We start from the raw sequence: 17,741 nt of genomic DNA, 5'->3' as shown, positions 1-17,741 counted from the left end.
GGATCAACCGTAGCGGATGCGCGGGTCGGACCACGCAAGCAGGATGTCGGAGAGAAGCGTGCCGACAACGGTGAACACGCTCAGGATGAGGATGAAGCTGCCGGCCAGATACATGTCCTGCATCTGCAGGGCCTTCAGCAGCAGCGGGCCGGTGGTCGGCAGGTTCAGCACCACGGCGGCGATGATGTCGCCGGAGAACAGCGCCGGCAGGGCCCAGCCGACCGTGGAGATGAAGGGGTTCAGCGCCACGCGGACCGGATAGTGCCAGATCACCTGCCGTTCGCTGAGACCCTGGGCATAGGCGGTCTCCACATAGGGCTTGCCCATTTCGTCCAGCATGTTGGCGCGCATGACGCGGATGAGACCGGCGGCGCCCCCGGTGGCCAGCACGACGACCGGCACCCACAGATGCTTGAGCATGTCGATCACCCGGTCATAGGACCAGGGGGCCGTCGCATACTCAGCCGAGAACAGGCCGCCGACGTCGAAGTTGAAATAGACAAAGCCCAGCCACATCAGCACCAGCGCCAGCATGAACTCGGGAATGCCCTTGCCGACGAAGCCGAAGATGGTGAAGACATAGTCGAAGAAGGAATACTGCCGCGTGGCCGAGTAGACGCCGATGGGAATGGCGATCGCCCAGGTGAAGATCATCGACAAGGTGGAGATGGCCAGCGTCAGCCCGAGGCGATCCCAGATGAGATCGGACACGTTGGCGTTCCATTCCAGCGAGCGGCCGAAATCCCCGTGCAGGAGAATGTTGCCGATCCAGTCGAGATACTGGATGAAAATCGGCTGATCGAGGCCGAATTGCTGGCGCAGCAGCTCTTCCTGATCGGGCGAGAGATACTCGCCGCTGTGCTTGAGCTGCGCCGCATAGGCGGTGACATAGTCGCCCGGCGGAAGCTGAATGATGAAGAAGGCGATGAAGGAGACGAAAGCCAGGGTCGGAATCGCCCAGGCAATGCGTCTGATGATGAAGCCGACCATCGGTCATCCTCCCGGTGTTGTTATTGTCTTGAAATCGGCCGGGAATCGGGGCGGCGGCCCTGTTCGGCCGCCGCCCGCGACCTGTTGTTACTTCTGGTCCATCCAGATCTGCGCCGGATAGGCGAGGCCTTCGCCGCGCGTCACGTCGTCATTGGTGAGACCGTCACGCACATTGTGGACCTTGGCCGACACCACCGCGAGCGCCGGCGTCTCGCCGACAACGCCGATCACCCAGCCGTTGTTGACGAAGTTGGCGATCATGTCGTTGGTGGCCGCGTCGGCCGCCTCACGGGTCGCAGCAGTCGAGGCCTTTTCCCAGTCAGCCCAGGAGGTGCGGATCGCGTCGTCCTTCGGCGGCTCGATGCCCTTTTCGCCATGGGTCTGGTACCAGACGTAATACTGCTGGGCGAAGCCGTCGTTGCCGAGCATCAGGCGCGGGTCGGACGGAACGTCCGACAGGCGGTCGAAGCTGGTGAACTGCATCACGAAGTCGTTGTTGTCGCGGTTCGCATCGAAGGCGGTGCGGTCGATGAGACGCGGCTGCAGTTCGATGCCGATGTCCTTCCAGTTGGTACGGATCAGCTCGAGCACGTTGGCCATGCCGTTTTCGGCATATTCGACCACGAAGGTCACGCGCTTGCCGTCCGGACCGAGGCGGAAGCCGTCGGCGTCCTTCTTGTCGAGGCCGGCTTCGTCGAGCAGCTTGTTGGCCTTGTCGGCGTCATACTCGGCCCAGTGCTTTTCGAGGTCCGCATTGAAATAGGGCGAACCGGTCACCGGAGCGGCCTGGCGCCCCTCGCCGAGACCGGCAAAGCCGAGCTCGTTGATGGTGTCGCGATCGATGCCGATCGAGAGCGCTTCGCGGATCTTGATGTCGCCGAGGAGCTTGGCGATGCCGGCATCCTTGACGTTGTAGTTCGGAACGATCGACCACGTCTCGGCGTTGACCCACTTCAGAACCTTGTAGCCACCCTTCTCCTCGTTTTCCTTGAGGAAGGTGAAGTCGCCGGTCTGGACATAGCGCTGCTGCATGTCGATCTGGCCCTGGACGATCATCAGGTTGAACGTCTCGGGATTGTCGAACAGCTTGTGCTCGATGTGATCGATATAGGGCAGCTGGTTGCCGGCGCTGTCGACGCGCCAGTAGTAGGGGTTGCGCTCCATGACCATGACGTCGGCCGGCGGCGGCACGGTGATCTTGTAGGCGGTGATCACCGGCAGGTCCGGATTCTGGTTCCAGGCCGTGATCGGGCCCTTGGAGCCCCACAGGTCCTGCCACTTCTTCACGCCCTTGGCGGCAACGACCTTGTCCAGGTCCTCGGCCTTGGAATACTTGGGCAGGAAGTTCTTGAGATAGTGGGCCGGCATGATGAAGGACGCGCGGTCGAGGCTCGGCTCGCCGGTGGAGTCCTTGGCCAGGATGTCCAGGAAGTAGATATAGGGGGTCGCGAACTTGACCTTGAAGGTGCGCGCGTCGACGATCTCGACTTCGAGGTGCTTGCCGCCCGGCGCGTAGATGGTGTCGATGGTCGGCACCACGTCCGGATTGGTGAACACGTCCTCATACCAGAACTTCACGTCGTCGGTGGTCACCGGCACACCGTCCGACCACTTGAGGCCGTCCAGCAGCGTGAAGGTGAATTCGGTCGCGTCGGCGTTCACCGAGTAATTCTCGATATAGCCGGGCATCAGGCTCAGCTTGCCGTCCTTGTCCTGCTGGAACTTGACGACGCGCTCTTCGATCAGCTTGGTCGGACCCCAACGGTCGCCAGGACCCTTGTAGGCGCGGTGCCAGGTGCCACCATAGGTGCCGACGGTCTCGCCAGCCAGCACGGGCGGATTCTTGGGCAGACGCTGGTCAACCGGCGGCAACTTGCCGGCCTTCACTTCGTCCGCAAGCATCGGAGCTTCCTGGAACGCATAGGCAACGACCGGCAGAGCCGTCGTCGCGGCAAGCGCGATCAGGGCGGTTTTCAGAATGCCAATTCTCGACATGACCTGTTCCTCCAAAAGGGTCTCCCGGCGGGATCCCCGCGTTTCTCCCGGCGATGCCCCCTCGTGAAGACACCCCCGCTTTCCTCACCCTCGGACAGCCACAGGTCGAGATTTCCTCACTCGAACCGCCGTCCAATATCAATAAAAAATATTTCATGACTCGGTAGAATTTCAGATCTACAGGAGGATTTCATGAAAATTTTTCTAGAAAAAATCCTGATATACCGAGCTTTATCCTCAATTCCTGGCTATATGATCTCTCAACTCAAAAAAAAGCAATAAGAAAAGTTTTTCATCACAGGTGGCATGATCCCCCGATCATGCCACCGCGGATGTCACCTTCCGACCAAGACCACGCAACACTTCGGCGAGTAGCAGGATCACCAGGGCCTGCCCGTAGGGGGCGGCCACGTTGCCGATGCGGCGGTAGAAATCGAGGTCATGGCCCATGGGCGTGCCGTCCGAGACATCCAGCACGATGCCGTCGGGATCGATGCGGGCCAGAACGGCCGCGAGCGCCCGGTCGGCGTGATGGCGATCGTCGGGCGACAGCACGCCGGCATCGATGCCGCGCAGGATGCCATAGGCAAATCCGGCGGTCGCCGAAGCCTCGATCGGCGAGGCGGGATCATCGAGCAGCGTGGTCCACATGCCGTCGTCGCGCTGCAGGCGCTTCAGCGCCGCAACCTGCGAGGTCAGCACCGAGATCAGGAAACGGCGATCGGCGCCGGCGATCTCGGGAACGAGATCGAGCAGTTCGGGGATCGCCACGGTGATCCAGGCATTGCCGCGCGCCCAGAAGGCGCGGGCGAAATTGTGCCGGCCAAGGAAGGTCCAGCCGTGATACCACAGGCCCGTCGCCGGATTGGACAGATAGCGGGCGTGCAGCAGGAACTGGTAGACCGCCTCGTCGACCCAGTCGCGGCGCCCGGTGATCTTGCCGGCGCGGGCAAGAAACAGGCAGGCCATGAACAGGGTGTCGTCCCACAACTCGCCCTCGTTCAGGCGCTCCTTGACCACATGCTGGAAGCCGCCGTCCTCGGTCTTGGGCAGGGACGTGACCAGCCACTGGGCCCAGTCGCAGACCAGCGCCCGGAAGTCGGGGCGATCCACATGGTCAAGCAGCATGACCAGCGGCAGCATGGGGGCGGTGGAGTTGATCTGGCGCGGCGGCAGGCCGCGGCCGATCTGCCAGTCATACCAGGCTTCCAGGGCGGCAAAGGTCGCCTTGTCCTGGCGCTGCACGGCCTGACGGAACAGGCCGTAGAGACCGACGCCGACCTCCCAGTCCCATTCGTCGAACTGGATGCGCACCTCGCCGTCGGTGCCGCCGACGTCGTGAATGCCCTTCAGCCGGCACATTCCGAGCGCTACCCGGTCGAGGGCTTCGGCGATGTCTTCGCTGCGGTGGCTCATCACGGCAGATCCTTCCTGGTGCGGCTGAACATGGGTCGGCGAGTGGTGGCGACGGTCCGGGCGCTGTCATAGGTGACGGCCGGTGCCGGATCGAAATGGACGAAGGGACGCGGCTCGCCGTCGACGGACAGTCCGTCGGCATGGTCGAGGCAGAGCGTATGTCCGGCAGTGTTCCTGAGCGTCAGGCGGCGACGGTCGGCGTCGAAGGTGACCGTCGCCGCCGAGACCTCGCGGATGAAGGCGTCGAAATCGGCCGGGGTGCGCCCGTCGCCGACCACGGCGACCCAGCCGTTGACCATGCCCGGCGAGCGCAGCTCGCGGCCGGCCATCGGCCCCTCGGTAACCTCGGTGAGACCGTTGGCGGCATGCAATGCGCCATAGCCGTCGGCGGAGCGGACGAACAGCCAGCCGTCCTGCAGGCGGATCTCGTCGAGGCCGTCGCGGCCGAAATAGGCGTGCGTCCAGGGCACGCGGGCACCGGCCACGTCAAAGACCAGCAGCGTCACGTCGAGACATTGCGCGGCGCGCGGCAGGATGCCGTTGCCGGCCCAATAGGAGGGGCGCTGGGTGCCGAAGGGATCGTCTTCGCCGGGATGGTTGACCCACAGGCGCGCCATGGGATGGCCGACGAGGCGGATGTCCATCACATGCTGCTGGTGCCCCCTGGTGCCGGTGCCGTGGTCGACCACGGTCGACAGCTGGGCGGCGGCCGTCTTGTAGACGACGAGGCGGGCGAAATGATCGAGCCCCTGCACATAGCGCGCCTCGACGGCGCGACCGGGCTCGAGGTCGGCAAAGGCCAGGGCGTCTTCGGGCGGCACATAGGCGCCGGCGCAGAACATGGGCAGGGCGGCGACGCCGTTGTTCAGCCAGCCGGTGCCGAAGGCGACGCGGGCGAAGGGGGCGAGTTCGGTCAGCGGGCCGGCGCGCAGTTCCTTGTCATAGGCGCGGCCCTGCGATCCCGCCGGCACGCCGCCGAGCGTATGCAGTGCGATCATGCGGAACAGGCCGTCGAGCAGGCGCGTGGCGCGACCGGCGAGGTCGGGCTCCGCCCATTCGGCAACCGCCAGCAGGCCGATGAAATCGATGGGATAATAGGCGGCCGAGTTCCATTCGACGAAGCCGTGCGCTTCTACTGCGTCGAACCAGCGATGCAGGCGGACGCGGGCCAGGTCGCTCTGTTCGGCGCCGAGGCGGCCCGAGCAGGAGAAGGTCTCGTCGGGCAGGAATCGGCCCGCGAGATATTGCGACACGTGGAAACAGAGCACGTGATTCTCGCTCCAGAACCACATGGCGTCGTTGCCGGGCTCGTCGACCCAGTAGCGATAGCCCAGGATCGCGGAGCGGGTGCGATCGGCGTCAGCCGGCGACAGCCGCTCGGCATGCGCCCGCCACAGCCAGAGCAGCGGCACCATCACGAAGTCGGAGCAGTCCTCACGGCTGTTGATGGCCGCAAGCGTGTCGGTAAGGATGTCCTCGAAGGCGACCGCGTCAATCCGGCCGGTCTCCAGCATGGCAAGCAGGCGGCCGGCGCGCGGCGCGCCGTGATCGGCCATGAAGATCTGCGCGGTCGCCTTGCGCTCGGCGAGCGTGCCGCCTTCCCGCTCGGGCACCAGCGACGACAGGAAGCCCGCGTCGATGGCTCTGGCGACGTCGAGGCCACCGGCGGAAAAGGTGAGTTCGAGGCCGTGATAGCCGTCGGCCACGCTGCCCGGCTCGGCGAAGGCAAGGCTGCGGGCGCCGGGAGCGAGAACCAGCTTGCGCTTCAGGAGCGCGGCCCGGTCATGGCCATGGCTGCGGACGACGACCTCGACGTCCACCGGCACGCTCGGCCCCGTCTCGAACAGGAGTTCGGCGGCCTTCAGCGTGAACACGTCCTCGGCCGGGCGCACCGAGGCGGCGAGCGCCTGCAGGTCGGCCATCACGCGACGATCGCTGACGATGGGCAGAAAGACGTCGAAGGGCGCACCGCCCGTCAGCACCAGTTCGAAGAACCAGTTGGTGTCGCGCTCGGCCATCTCCTCCATGAAGACGACCACCTCGTTCGCGCCGGCCTTCAGCGGCAGCGCGATATCGAGGCTTGATTCCACATTGCGCTGGAAGGGCTCGAAGCGCACCTCTTCGACGCCATCGACCCAGATGCGGACACCGCCGCAGGTGGACAGGCGGAAGGCGCGGACCCCGGACACGTCGGCATCGAAGGTTGCCCGCGCCCAGCGCGCCAGATGGGTCGGCGTATGGCGGAAGGTGGAGAACTCAACGCGACGATTGGCACCGGGCAGGTGCGCCATGACGTCGCTCCAGTCCGTTCGCAGCGCGACCGGCCGTCCCTGCATGGTTGCCCAGAAGGCTTCGCGACAGGGCAGATTGCCGACATCGACAAATCCGTTGATGAAACGGTAACCAACACGATCTTCAGCCGGACGGGCAATTCCAGCAAAGGGCGACGCCTCAAGCGGGGAAACTTGCCAAGCGGTGACAGCCGCGCCAACGCCCAAATGCTCCTGACAGAGAGTGCCCAGCGCGTTCATTTCCCAGTCCATAAAAATATTTTTGTTGTTTTTTCCGCCCTGACAAGACAGCGATTCATCGCCCTCCGTCTTGTCCGGCGCAATATGTCGCGGATTTTCGGCGACTGTCAATCCGGATTTTGCGGGGCTGCGGCTTCCATCCGATTGTTAAATAAAAATATTTTTTCTGTTATTGCACATTGCCACTTTGAGCGATAATTTTGCTCGACCGCGCGCGCTCAACAGAAAATCTTGCAAGCACATAACCTGACGTCTTGAGTTTTCGCGCAAATTGGTGTGACTAGATTTACATTTTTGTAAGATCGCCTGGTTTAGGCGGACAAAATGTCGACATACAGCACCGACAGGCTTTTCAAGCTCTTCGATCGGTGACGTTGTGTGTGGCCGGTATCGAGGAAGTGGATTCTTTACCAATGAAGGTTGGCGTACGCGACATAGCGCGAGAGGCTGGCGTGGCAGTCAGCACGGTTTCGCACGCCCTCAACGGGACGGCGCCCATCAGCCGTGAGGTGCGCGATCGGATCATCGAGATCGCCCGTCGTATGGGTTATCTGGATCAGCGGCGCATCAAGGCCTCGATCGCGACATTGAGCGTGATCGTGCTGGCGATGCCGCGCGATGCAGCCCGCGAGGTGGACACCAACCTGTTCACCTTCGGCATCCTCAATGGCCTTCGCCGCGAATGCGACCGTCGCTCGATCCGCGTCGTCGCCAGCGTCAGCGAGACCAATGAAATCGATACGGCCGCCGTGCGCGAGGCCGTGCGCACCGAGGGCGCCCGTGGCGTCGTCCTGATGAGCGACGACCGGCCGGAGGCGCTCAAGCAGTTCTCCGACATCGGCGTTCCCGTGGTGGTGATCAACGGCGAAGACCCGACCATGTCGGTGGACACCGTCCTGCCGGCCAACCGCTATGGCGCGCGCCTCGCCGTCGAGCATCTTCTGTCGCTCGGCCATCGCAACATCCTGCACATGACCTGGCCGGGCCGGGCCACCATTCGCCGGCGCGTCGACGGTTTCCGCGATGCCTTGCGCGGCGTGGAGGGCATTGGCGAGCCGCGCATTCTCGAGGTTCCGAGTTTCGAGCCCGAGCATGCCGAGGCGGCCATCGATCGCCTGGTCGCCTCCGGCGTCGGCCTTGGCGGCGCCACCGCCGTGTTCTGCGCCGCCGACAATCTGGCGCTCGGCGTGCTCCGGGCGCTCGCCCGCCATGGCATCCGCGTGCCGCAGGACGTCTCGGTGATGGGCTTTGACGACACGCTGCTGGGCGAGCTGTCCCAGCCGCCGCTGACCACGATCCATGTGCCCGTGGAACAGCTGGGACCGACCGCCCTGCGTCTCATCGAGCAGCGGCTCCTCGCCAATGATCCGGCCATGCCGGCGTTCCGCGTGGAACTCGGTTGCCGGCTGACGCTGCGCGGCACGATCGCGCCACCGGCGGCGGGCTGACCCGGCGCCGGGCGGCGCCCATTCCCCGGGCTTGAAATCTGCTTGCGCGCAGCCTCGCTGGAGCAGCCGCTTGTCGATCAGGCGATTCCGTCAGATCGACAGGCGCTCCAGATCGAGGCCTGCGCTCAAATCACATGGACGGCGATCCAGACCAGCGCCAGCGCGATGATCCAGAGCGGGGCGGCCAGCAGGGGCGGCCAATGGCGACGCGGCGGCGGCGCCGTGAGGCTGGCGGCAAGGCGGCTGAAGTCGTCGGCCAGCGCCGGCAGGCGCGCGCCAAGGGCCGCAATGGCGCCAAGATGGCCGAACAGCCTCTGGGCCTGACCGATCGGCCCCAGATTGCGGGCCACCCATTCGGTGACCACCGGCTCGGCGCTCTTCCACATGTCGAGCTCCGGATCGAGCGAACGGGCGACGCCTTCGACCACCACCATGGTCTTCTGCAGCATGATCAGCTCGGGCCGGGTTTCCATCTGGAACAGCTCGGTCACCTCGAACAGCTGGGTGAGCAGGCGCGCCATGGAGATTTCCGAGGCCTTGTGGCCCTGCAACGGTTCGCCGACGGCGCGCAGCGCCTGGGCGAAGGTCTCCATGTCCTGGTCGGGCGGCACATAGCCGGCTTCGAAATGCACCCGGGCAACGCGGCGATAGTCGCGCGTGATGAAGCCGTAGAGGATCTCGGCCAGGAAGCGGCGTTCCTCGGCGCCAAGCCGCCCCATGATGCCGAAATCGACGGCGACGATGCGCCCCTCCGCGTCGACGAACAGGTTGCCCTGGTGCATGTCGGCGTGGAAGAAGCCGTCGCGGATGGCGTGGCGCAGGAAGGACTGGATCAGCGTCGCGGCCAGCGCCTTCATGTCATGGCCGTCCGCCCGAATGCCCTCGACGTCGGACAGCTTGCGGCCGTCGATCCACTCCATGGTCAGGACGGTGCGCGAAGAGCGCTCCCAGTCCACCGAGGGCACGCGGAAGCCGGGATCGTCGCGGGTATTCTCCGCCATTTCCGACAGGGCGGCGGCCTCGAGGCGGAAGTCCATCTCCAGCGACACCGAGCGGGCCAGCGTGTCGACGACGGCGAGCGGCTTCAGCCGCCGCGACGCCTTGTGCAGCCGCTCGATCAGGCGGGCGGCGAGATAGAAGCCGCCGAGGTCGGAGGCAAAGCGGCGTTCGACGCCGGGCCGCAACACCTTGACGGCGACGGCGCGCTCGCGGTCATCGCCGCGATCGCGCACCTTGCCCTTGTGCACCTGGGCGATGGAGGCCGCCGCGATGGGTTCGCTCAGCGCGGTATAGACCCGATCCGGTTCGACGCCGAAGCTGAGGCGGATGGCGGCCTTGGCGCCGTCGAGGCCGAAGGCCGGCAGATTGTCCTGCAGCGCCGTCAGGTCATCGGCCATGGAGCGGCCGACCACGTCGGGACGGGTTGCCAGGAACTGGCCGAGCTTCACATAGGACGGGCCGAGCCGGTTGACCGCCGCCGTCAGGCGTTCGGCCCCCGATACGGCGGTGCCGCGCCGCTGGATGAGGGCGGCGAAGACAAGCGCAATCCTGAGGCCGAGTGGCCGCGGCTCGGGGAAGGGCAGCACGGTTGCCACGCCCTCGCGCGCCAGCACATAGGCGGCACGCGCGAGACGGGCCAGGTCGACGAGGAACATCAGATCTTCACGCCCACATGCAGCGCCACGACGCCCATGGTCATGTTGGTATAGGTGACGCGCGAGAAGCCGGCAGCCTCGATCATCGCCTTGAAGCGCTCCTGATTGGGGAAGCGGCGGATGGATTCGACGAGATAGCGGTAGCTGTCCTCGTCCTTGGCCACCAGACGCCCCATGACCGGCACCAGATGGAAGGAATAGAGGTCATAGACCTTGTCGACAAAGGGCGTATCGACGGCGGAAAATTCGAGGCAGAAGAAGCGCCCGCCCGGCTTCAGCACGCGATAGGCTTCCTTGAGGGCCACCTCGATGCGCGGCACGTTGCGAATGCCGAAGGCGATGGTATAGGCGTCGAAGGTCGAGGCCTCCCAGGGCAGTTCCTCGGCGTTGGCTTCGGTGAAGGTCAGCCCCTTGAGGCCGCGCTTCTCGGCCCGGTCGCGACCGACTTCCAGCATGGAGCCGTTGATGTCGGCCACCGTGATTTCCGCGTGGCCGGCGGAACGATCGTGGATGCGGAAAGCGATGTCGCCGGTGCCACCGGCCATGTCGAGCACCTTGAAGGGGCGGCGGCCCGAGCGCGGCGGCGCCAGGCGGGAGACCATGGCGTCCTTCCAGAGGCGATGCAGCCCGCCCGACATCACGTCATTCATCACGTCATAGCGGTTGGCCACGCGATGGAAGACGTCGTTGACCAACCCCTGCTTGGCGCCGGGATCGACCTCGCGGAAGCCGAAGGAAGTGGAGTTGACCTCACTCATGGGAACCTGCCGAAGATTGCTGCCTCATTATTTGGCGCGACCATAGCCGAAGTCCGGACGGGACGCTATGTTGCATTGCGATTTGATCCGCCGGTCCGGGATGCCGCCCGGAAGCGGCCCGTCCTTCAGCGATCAGGGAGACGTCATGCCGGAGTTGCCGGAGGTAGAGACCGTCAGGCGGGGCCTCATGCCCGTGCTCGAGCAGGCGGTGATCGCGTCCGTCGATCTCGGCCGGCCGGACCTGCGCTTTGCCTTTCCGACCGATTTTGCCGCGCGCCTGACGGGCCGAACGGTCACCGCACTGCGCCGGCGCTCGAAATATCTCCTCGCCGATCTCGACGACGGCTTCGTGCTGCTGGCCCATCTGGGCATGTCCGGCTCCTTCCGCGTGGCCGGTGCCGAACCGTCCGGCGCCTTTGCCCCTGGGGCCTTTGCCATGGCCCGCTCGCGCGACAGCGCCCATGATCACGTGCGCATCCACCTCACCTCGGGCCTCGAGGTGATCTACAACGATCCGCGCCGCTTCGGCTTCATGGATCTCTTTGCAAGCTCCGGGGAGGCCAGTCACCCGCGCCTTGCCGGGCTCGGGCCGGAGCCGATCTCCAACGCCTTCAGCGGCGGCTTGCTGGAGGAGGCCTTTGCCGGGCGGAAATCGCCGATCAAGACGGTGCTGCTCGACCAGAGCGTGGTGGCGGGTCTGGGCAATATATATGTCTGCGAGGCCTTGCATCGGTCGGCCATCAGCCCCTTGCGGACCGCTGCAAGCCTCGGCAGCGCCGAATGCGCGAGGCTGGCGGCAGCGGTGTGCGAGGTGATCGCCGAGGCGATCGAGGCGGGCGGCTCCACCTTGCGCGACCACATGCGCACCGATGGCTCGCTTGGCTATTTCCAGCACAGCTTCAAGGTCTATGACCGCGAGGGATGCGACTGTCCGCGCCCGGGGTGCGGCGGCACCGTCGTGCGGCAGACCCAGTCGGGGCGCTCGACCTTCTTTTGTGCGCGATGTCAGGCGTAACGGGCGTTGACGCCGGCTCAATCTGCGTCTATAAGCCCCCACCAACAACGGTGGCTGAAGCCTTTTGGCCGCCGGCGGTATTTTTGCCGCTGTGTGCAGCCGGGTTCAAGCGGCCCACACCGTTCTAAGGGTTCAACACAAGATCCGGCTCGGCCGGGTGCAAGGAAGTTTCGTTATGGCCAATACGCCGTCGGCCAAGAAGGCGACCCGCAAGATTGCGGCTCGCGCTGAGGTCAACAAGGCTCGCCGCAGCCGCATGCGGTCCTACGTTCGCAAGGTCGAGGAAGCGATTGCTTCGGGCGACGCTGCTGCTGCCAAGGCGGCCTTCCTGGTCACCGAGTCGGAGCTGATGCGTGCTTCGATCAAGGGCATCGTTCACAAGAACACTGCCTCGCGCAAGGTGTCTCGCCTTGCCGCCCGCGTGAAGAAGCTCTCTGCCTGAGACGCTTTCGCGGCTTTGTCACATTGTGGCGAATCGATGAATTATGCCCGGCCTCGCGCCGGGCTTTTTCATTTTCGCCGGCTTGTCAAGCTATGGTATTCCGCTTTGGGAGCTTCTTGGGCCTGTCAAAATTCACTCAGTGATCTCAATGGCTTAGACATACGTCGTCTTTGCCGGGACAGATCCGGGGTCGTCGGAAACCGAAATGCGGCTAAGCTTTTCGTGCCGCGATTTCGCCTCAGTCCGAGGGGACAACAGGCGATCGGAATCCGAAAAGAGAGGAATCCCAAAGCGTTCTCCACACCCTTCCGGGGTCGAAGCGGAACAACGATGTCATCGTTAAAATGCTGTTAATCGCTTCGGAAGATTCCGATCTTGCTCCACAAATTTCGTCTGTGTATGGTCGCTTCAATCGGGACCGGCCAGACAAAATCTGATCGGACACCAGACGAAAGAAGGGCTAGGTCACGGAATACATTGCAATAATGTTATTCGTGCCACAGCTCCTAAATCATCCGGGAAGATTTTCAATGATCGTGCGCGAAGAGCGCCACGAGAATTGTTTGTTTTACCACACCAGTCGACAGTCAACGCAAGTGTAATGCTGATTGTTGAGATGGAGTTGCTAGATTGACCAATGGTCTCGAATATTCCGGCGACCTTGATGTCGAGACGGTGTGGAAGGCGCTCAGTGCCGACCCCAATGCCGTGCTTGTCGACGTGAGGACGGTTGCCGAATGGAATTTCGTCGGCATCCCCGATCTCAGCTCGCTGAGCAAGCGCGTGCTGCTGATCGAATGGCAGTCCTTTCCGACCATGAACCAGAACGGCAAGTTTCTTGCCGAGCTGGCCGACGGGTTGGCGGAGCGTGGTCTCGGCAAGGACGCGGCGGTGTATTTCATCTGCCGGTCGGGAGCGCGCAGCAAGTCGGCGGCCATCGCGGCAACGTCGGACGGGCATACGGCCGCCTTCAATGTGGCGGAAGGCTTTGAGGGACCGCTCGATCCTGAGCGGCATCGGGGCGGGGTCGGAGGCTGGAAGGCCGCCGGTCTGCCCTGGATCCAGAGCTGAGTTTCTAAAGTGGGTGATGGCGTGTGCGACGGCTCGGGCGGCGGCCCGATGCTGAAGGGAGCTTTCGTCCTCTGAAATACCTTCGGGGAGGGGTGCATCAGGCGGACAACGGGGGGGGCGGACGGAGGCTCCGGTGTCATCGGAGCGGAAGAAAGGGCTGATCAGCCAACGGTTGAACGGTCAACTCCGGATTGGAAATGGGTTCAAGATCGAAGCGTGCTGAGCGGCAGCGTTTCGAGGGGCAAATTGAAAGGGGCCAAGAATGTTTGAAGCGGGCATCGAGAAGATCGGCACAGAGGCTGGGCCGCAAGTGGACGCGTGGGCGCGGGTGCGTGGGCGTCTCAAGGCCGACCTCGGTGATGAAGTCTTCTCCTGCTGGTTCGCCGGCATGAACGTGGAGCAGATGGAAAACGGCACCGTGGTGCTGTCTGTTCCCAGCCGCTTCCTCAAGACCTGGATCTCCACCCATTATCGCGACAAGCTGACCCATCTGTGGCAGAGCGAGGGCGCCTCCTTCCGCAAGGTGGAAGTGACCGTGCGCAGCGCCGTCCGCGCCAAGGTGGAAGCGCCCGCCCGTTTCAATGGCGCCGAGCGCCCGCAGGCCGTCCCGGCCGCCCGTCCGCAGACCGCTGCCCCGGTCAAGCGCGACACGCCGGTGACGAATGCCGCCGCCCGCACGCAGGATGCTGCTGCCGCCCTGTTTGACGACATCTCCTCGCCGCTCGACCCGCGCTACACCTTCGACAACTTCGTCGAGGGCGCCTCGAACCGCCTCGCGCTTGCCGCGGCCCGCCAGGTGGCGGACGGCCCCAATGGCGGCGGCGTCAAGTTCAATCCGCTGTTCGTGCATGCGGCCGTCGGCCAGGGCAAGACCCATCTGCTGCAGGCGATCACACACCGCATCCGTGCCGATCATCCCGGCCTCAAGGTGCTCTATCTCACCGCCGAGCATTTCATGTATCGCTTCGTGCAGTCGCTGCAGAACCAGTCGGCGATCGCCTTCAAGGAAGCGCTGCGCACCATCGACCTCCTGGTGATCGACGACATGCAGTTCCTGCATGGCAAGCAGATCCAGCAGGAATTCTGCCATACGGTGAACTCGCTGATCGACGGCGCCCGTCAGGTCGTCGTTGCCGCCGACCGTCCGCCGGTGGAGCTGGAAGCGCTGGACGAGCGGGTGCGCTCGCGTCTGTCCGGCGGCCTGCTCATCGAGATCGGCGCGCCCGATTCCGCCCTGCGCCGGGCCATCGTCGAACGCCGCATCGCCATCACGCAGCAGCAGATGCCCACCTTCTCGGTGCCTGAGGACGTGATCGACTTCATCGCGCGCAACGTGACAACGTCGGGCCGCGACATCGAAGGCGCCGTCACTCGCCTCGCCGGCCACAACCAGCTGACCGGCCTGCCGCTGTCGCTGGGCATGGCCGAAACCTCGCTCAAGGATCTGATCCGCGTCTCCGAAACGCGTCGCGTCAAGATCGAGGACATCCAGCGCGTGGTGTCCAAGCATTTCAACGTGTCCAAGCAGGACCTCCTGTCCTCGCGCCGCACCCGGACCATCGTCTGGCCGCGCCAGATCGCCATGTATCTGGCCAAGGCGCTGACGCTGCGCTCGCTGCCGGAAATCGGCCGGCGCTTCGGCGGTCGCGATCACACCACGGTGCTGCATGCGGTGCGCAAGGTCGAGGAGCTGCTCGGCACCGACGACGCGCTGATGCAGGAGATCGAGGTCCTCAAGCGCATGCTTGAAGCCTGAGACATTCGCCAGTCTGATTGGAGATGCGGAGCCCCTGTGATCAGGGGCTCCGCATTTTTTTGGGCGAATTGGTCTGATCCTCCGCGTGGTCCCTTGCACAAATTGTGGGTTGCCGTAATGTGCCTGTCCCGCTGCCTGATGGCGCGGGGACAAAAAAGGCATGCAGGAACGCGGAGACTGGTCCCGCTGCGGCGCGATCGCCCGGCCGTCTCTCCGTCTTCCGGGACAAACGGGTTTATTCGATGCGCGTTACGCTGGAGCGGTCACATCTTCTCTCCTCCCTCGCCCATGTGCATCGGGTCGTTGAACGGCGAAACACCATTCCGATCCTGTCCAACGTGCTGATGCGCACCGACGGCGGCTCGCTCCGCCTGAAGGCGACCGACCTTGACCTCGAGGCGCAGGAAAGCGTGCCGGCGGTGGTCGAACGGCCGGGCGCCACCACGGTGCCGGCGCACATGTTCTACGACATCGTGCGCAAGCTGCCGGATGGCGCGCAGGTGTCGCTGGAAGCCTCCACCGACGGCGCGACGCTGTCGATTTCCTCGGGCCGCTCGCGCTTCTCGCTGCAGATGCTGCCCGAAAGCGATTTCCCCGACATCACCGTCGGCGACCTCAGCCATTCCTTCAAGCTGGAAGCCGGTCAGCTCAAGATGCTGATCGACCGCACCCAGTTCGCCATCTCCAATGAGGAGATCCGCTATTATCTGAACGGCATCTTCCTGCACACGGTCGATGGCCCGAACGGCCCGCTGTTCCGCGCCGTCGCCACCGACGGCCACCGCCTGGCGCGCGCCGACGTGGCGGCACCGGCGGGCTCGCAGGGCATGCCGGGCATCATCGTGCCGCGCAAGACCGTGGGTGAGATCCAGCGCCTTCTCGAAGACCCGAAGGCCGAAGTCACCGTCGAGCTGTCGGATGCCAAGATCCGCATGTCCGTCGGCGACGTGGTGCTCACCTCCAAGCTGATCGATGGCACCTTCCCCGACTACAGCCGCGTCATTCCGCAAGGCAATGACAAGGAACTGAAGGTGGACAAGGCCGAGTTCGCCGAGGCGGTCGACCGCGTGTCGACCATTTCCTCCGAGCGCGGCCGTGCCGTGAAGCTGGCGCTCTCCGACGGCAAGATGGTGCTGACCGTGGTCAATCCCGATTCCGGTTCGGCCACCGAAGAGGTGATGGTCGAGTATGACCAGGAGCCGCTCGAAATCGGCTTCAACGCCCGCTATCTCCTCGACATCACCTCGCAACTCACGTCGGAGACCGCCGTGTTCCGCCTCGCCGACTCCGGTTCGCCGACGCTGGTGCAGGACTCCGGCGACGGCGACACGCTCTATGTGCTGATGCCGATGCGCGTCTGAGCCGACGCACCGATGGTGCCGTCGCCGACGGCGGCCGTCGGTCGATCCGGAGCGCCTTCATGATGTCTGACGACCCGGCCGCGCGCGTGGCACTCACGCGCCTTCGCCTCACCGATTTTCGCAATCACGCAGCCCTGACGCTGGATTTCGGCGGCCGCTCGGCTGTGTTCATCGGCGACAATGGCGTCGGCAAGACCAACATTCTCGAAGCCATTTCCCTGCTCGCACCCGGACGCGGCTTTCGCCGGGCGACGCTGGCCGAACTTGCGCGCCACGGCGGCGGCGGCGGCTTTGCCGTCTCCGCCGATCTCGACGGCGGCCCCTTTGGCGAGACGCGCATCGGCACGGGCATCGAGCCGGACGGGCATCTGAGGCAGGTGCGCATCAACGGCGAGCCGCAGAAGGGCAGCGAGGGCCTGTCGGACCATGTACGCCTCATCTGGCTCATTCCCGCCATGGACGGGCTGTTCACCGGGTCGGCCGGCGAGCGACGGCGTTTTCTCGACCGCATGGTACTGACGCTCGATCCCGGCCATGGCCGGCGCGTTGCCACCTTCGAGACGGCGCTCACCTCGCGCAATCGCCTGCTGGAAGATCGCAACGCCGATCCGGCCTGGCTCGACGCCATCGAGCAGCAGATCGCCGAGACGGGCATTGCCATTGCCGCGGCCCGGCGCGAGGCGGTGGATTGCCTGAGCCGCCTGGTGGCTCGCCAGGGCCATCAGAGTCCCTTCCCGCCCGTGCGGCTGTCACTTGAGGGCAGCATCGACGACGCGCTGCGCACCGGGCCGGCCTCGGATGTGGAAGACTGGTACCGTGTCGATCTCGGCGCCAGCCGCTCGCGCGATCGCGCCGCCGGACGCACGCTCACCGGCCCGCATCGCAGCGATCTTGCCGTGCGCCATGGCGTCAAGGACATGCCGGCGGCGCTCTGTTCCACCGGCGAGCAGAAGGCGCTGCTGATCGGCCTCGTGCTGGCCCAGGCGGCGCTGGTGGCGGAACTGGTCGGCCAGAAGCCGCTCCTGCTGCTCGACGAGGTGACCGCCCATCTCGACGAGGCGCGCCGGCACGCGCTGTTCGATCTCCTCGACGGTCTCGGCGGCCAGACCTTCATGACCGGCACCGACGCGCGGCCGTTTGCCCCGCTCAGGGACAGCGCCGCGCTCCTCGGGATCGCCGGCGACGACCGCCTGTTCACCCCTGATTTTACCTAGGGCCATCGCCGCCGAAATCGTGGATTTGGCCAACCCGCGACGACTTCGGATTCAAAGACTTGCGCCGCCGCACGGCCCGCGGATCGGCG

The 17,741-nt window shown here is 64.8% G+C and carries 14 protein-coding genes; 8 read left to right on the top strand and 6 right to left on the bottom strand.

Annotation, left to right across the window (positions count from 1 at the left end; all coding sequences use genetic code 11):
- Window positions 1–3 precede the first annotated feature (3 nt).
- The 4 genes from L2I41_RS19520 to L2I41_RS19505 form a co-directional block, all read right to left on the bottom strand.
- Window positions 4–990 carry an ABC transporter permease gene (locus tag L2I41_RS19520; RefSeq protein WP_237155261.1) on the bottom strand — a complete coding sequence of 329 codons (987 nt, stop codon included), beginning with the start codon at window positions 988–990 and terminating at the stop codon, window positions 4–6.
- An 87-nt stretch (window positions 991–1,077) separates the two neighbouring features.
- Window positions 1,078–2,985: an ABC transporter substrate-binding protein gene (locus L2I41_RS19515; protein WP_237155260.1), complete on the bottom strand. Its 1,908-nt coding sequence runs from the start codon at window positions 2,983–2,985 to the stop codon at window positions 1,078–1,080.
- Window positions 2,986–3,303: 318 nt separating this feature from the next.
- The gene (gene bglB / locus L2I41_RS19510) at window positions 3,304–4,401 is read right to left on the bottom strand and encodes a beta-galactosidase BglB (RefSeq protein WP_313791153.1); all 1,098 of its coding nucleotides are present in this window, start codon (window positions 4,399–4,401) and stop codon (window positions 3,304–3,306) included.
- A complete protein-coding gene (locus L2I41_RS19505; RefSeq protein WP_237155259.1) occupies window positions 4,401–6,692 on the bottom strand; it encodes a hypothetical protein in 2,292 nt (763 codons plus the stop codon). The genes bglB and L2I41_RS19505 overlap by 1 nt, the downstream gene beginning before the upstream one ends.
- On the opposite strand from L2I41_RS19505, the gene L2I41_RS19500 reads away from it, so the two are divergent.
- Window positions 6,639–7,130: a hypothetical protein gene (locus L2I41_RS19500; RefSeq protein WP_237155258.1), complete on the top strand. Its 492-nt coding sequence runs from the start codon at window positions 6,639–6,641 to the stop codon at window positions 7,128–7,130. The two genes, L2I41_RS19505 and L2I41_RS19500, sit on opposite strands and share 54 nt — an antisense overlap.
- Window positions 7,131–7,345: 215 nt before the next feature.
- Entirely contained in the window at window positions 7,346–8,380 is a 1,035-nt protein-coding gene (locus L2I41_RS19495) for a LacI family DNA-binding transcriptional regulator (protein WP_237155257.1), read from the top strand.
- Between the two features lie 125 nt (window positions 8,381–8,505).
- On the opposite strand, the gene ubiB is transcribed toward L2I41_RS19495, so the two are convergent.
- Both ubiB and ubiE read right to left on the bottom strand, forming a co-directional pair.
- Window positions 8,506–10,035 (bottom strand): 2-polyprenylphenol 6-hydroxylase, encoded by a 1,530-nt coding sequence (gene ubiB / locus L2I41_RS19490; protein ID WP_237155256.1) that lies wholly within the window; start codon window positions 10,033–10,035, stop codon window positions 8,506–8,508.
- Window positions 10,035–10,793, bottom strand: a complete 759-nt coding sequence (gene ubiE, locus L2I41_RS19485) for a bifunctional demethylmenaquinone methyltransferase/2-methoxy-6-polyprenyl-1,4-benzoquinol methylase UbiE (protein ID WP_237155255.1) — start codon at window positions 10,791–10,793, stop codon at window positions 10,035–10,037. Before ubiE ends, ubiB begins: the two co-directional genes overlap by 1 nt.
- 145 nt (window positions 10,794–10,938) lie before the next feature.
- Between ubiE and mutM the strand changes: the two genes are divergently transcribed.
- From mutM to recF, 6 genes are all read left to right on the top strand, one after another.
- On the top strand, window positions 10,939–11,808 hold the full coding sequence (mutM, locus tag L2I41_RS19480; protein ID WP_237155254.1) for a bifunctional DNA-formamidopyrimidine glycosylase/DNA-(apurinic or apyrimidinic site) lyase: 870 nt from the start codon (window positions 10,939–10,941) through the stop codon (window positions 11,806–11,808).
- A gap of 175 nt (window positions 11,809–11,983) precedes the next feature.
- A complete protein-coding gene (rpsT, locus tag L2I41_RS19475; RefSeq protein ID WP_237155253.1) occupies window positions 11,984–12,250 on the top strand; it encodes a 30S ribosomal protein S20 in 267 nt (88 codons plus the stop codon).
- A 630-nt stretch (window positions 12,251–12,880) separates the two neighbouring features.
- Window positions 12,881–13,321 carry a rhodanese-like domain-containing protein gene (locus L2I41_RS19470; protein ID WP_237155252.1) on the top strand — a complete coding sequence of 147 codons (441 nt, stop codon included), beginning with the start codon at window positions 12,881–12,883 and terminating at the stop codon, window positions 13,319–13,321.
- Between the two features lie 262 nt (window positions 13,322–13,583).
- Window positions 13,584–15,077: a chromosomal replication initiator protein DnaA gene (gene dnaA / locus L2I41_RS19465; protein ID WP_237155251.1), complete on the top strand. Its 1,494-nt coding sequence runs from the start codon at window positions 13,584–13,586 to the stop codon at window positions 15,075–15,077.
- A 242-nt stretch (window positions 15,078–15,319) separates the two neighbouring features.
- Window positions 15,320–16,438 carry a DNA polymerase III subunit beta gene (dnaN, locus tag L2I41_RS19460; RefSeq protein ID WP_237155250.1) on the top strand — a complete coding sequence of 373 codons (1,119 nt, stop codon included), beginning with the start codon at window positions 15,320–15,322 and terminating at the stop codon, window positions 16,436–16,438.
- Window positions 16,439–16,497: 59 nt separating this feature from the next.
- The gene (gene recF, locus L2I41_RS19455) at window positions 16,498–17,652 is read left to right on the top strand and encodes a DNA replication/repair protein RecF (protein WP_237155249.1); all 1,155 of its coding nucleotides are present in this window, start codon (window positions 16,498–16,500) and stop codon (window positions 17,650–17,652) included.
- Window positions 17,653–17,741: the final 89 nt, after the last annotated feature.

The sequence above is a fragment of the Oryzibacter oryziterrae genome (genome assembly GCF_021864535.1).
Classification (GTDB): domain Bacteria; phylum Pseudomonadota; class Alphaproteobacteria; order Rhizobiales; family Pleomorphomonadaceae; genus Pleomorphomonas; species Pleomorphomonas oryziterrae.
This window is presented reverse-complemented; position numbering and strand designations above follow the sequence as displayed.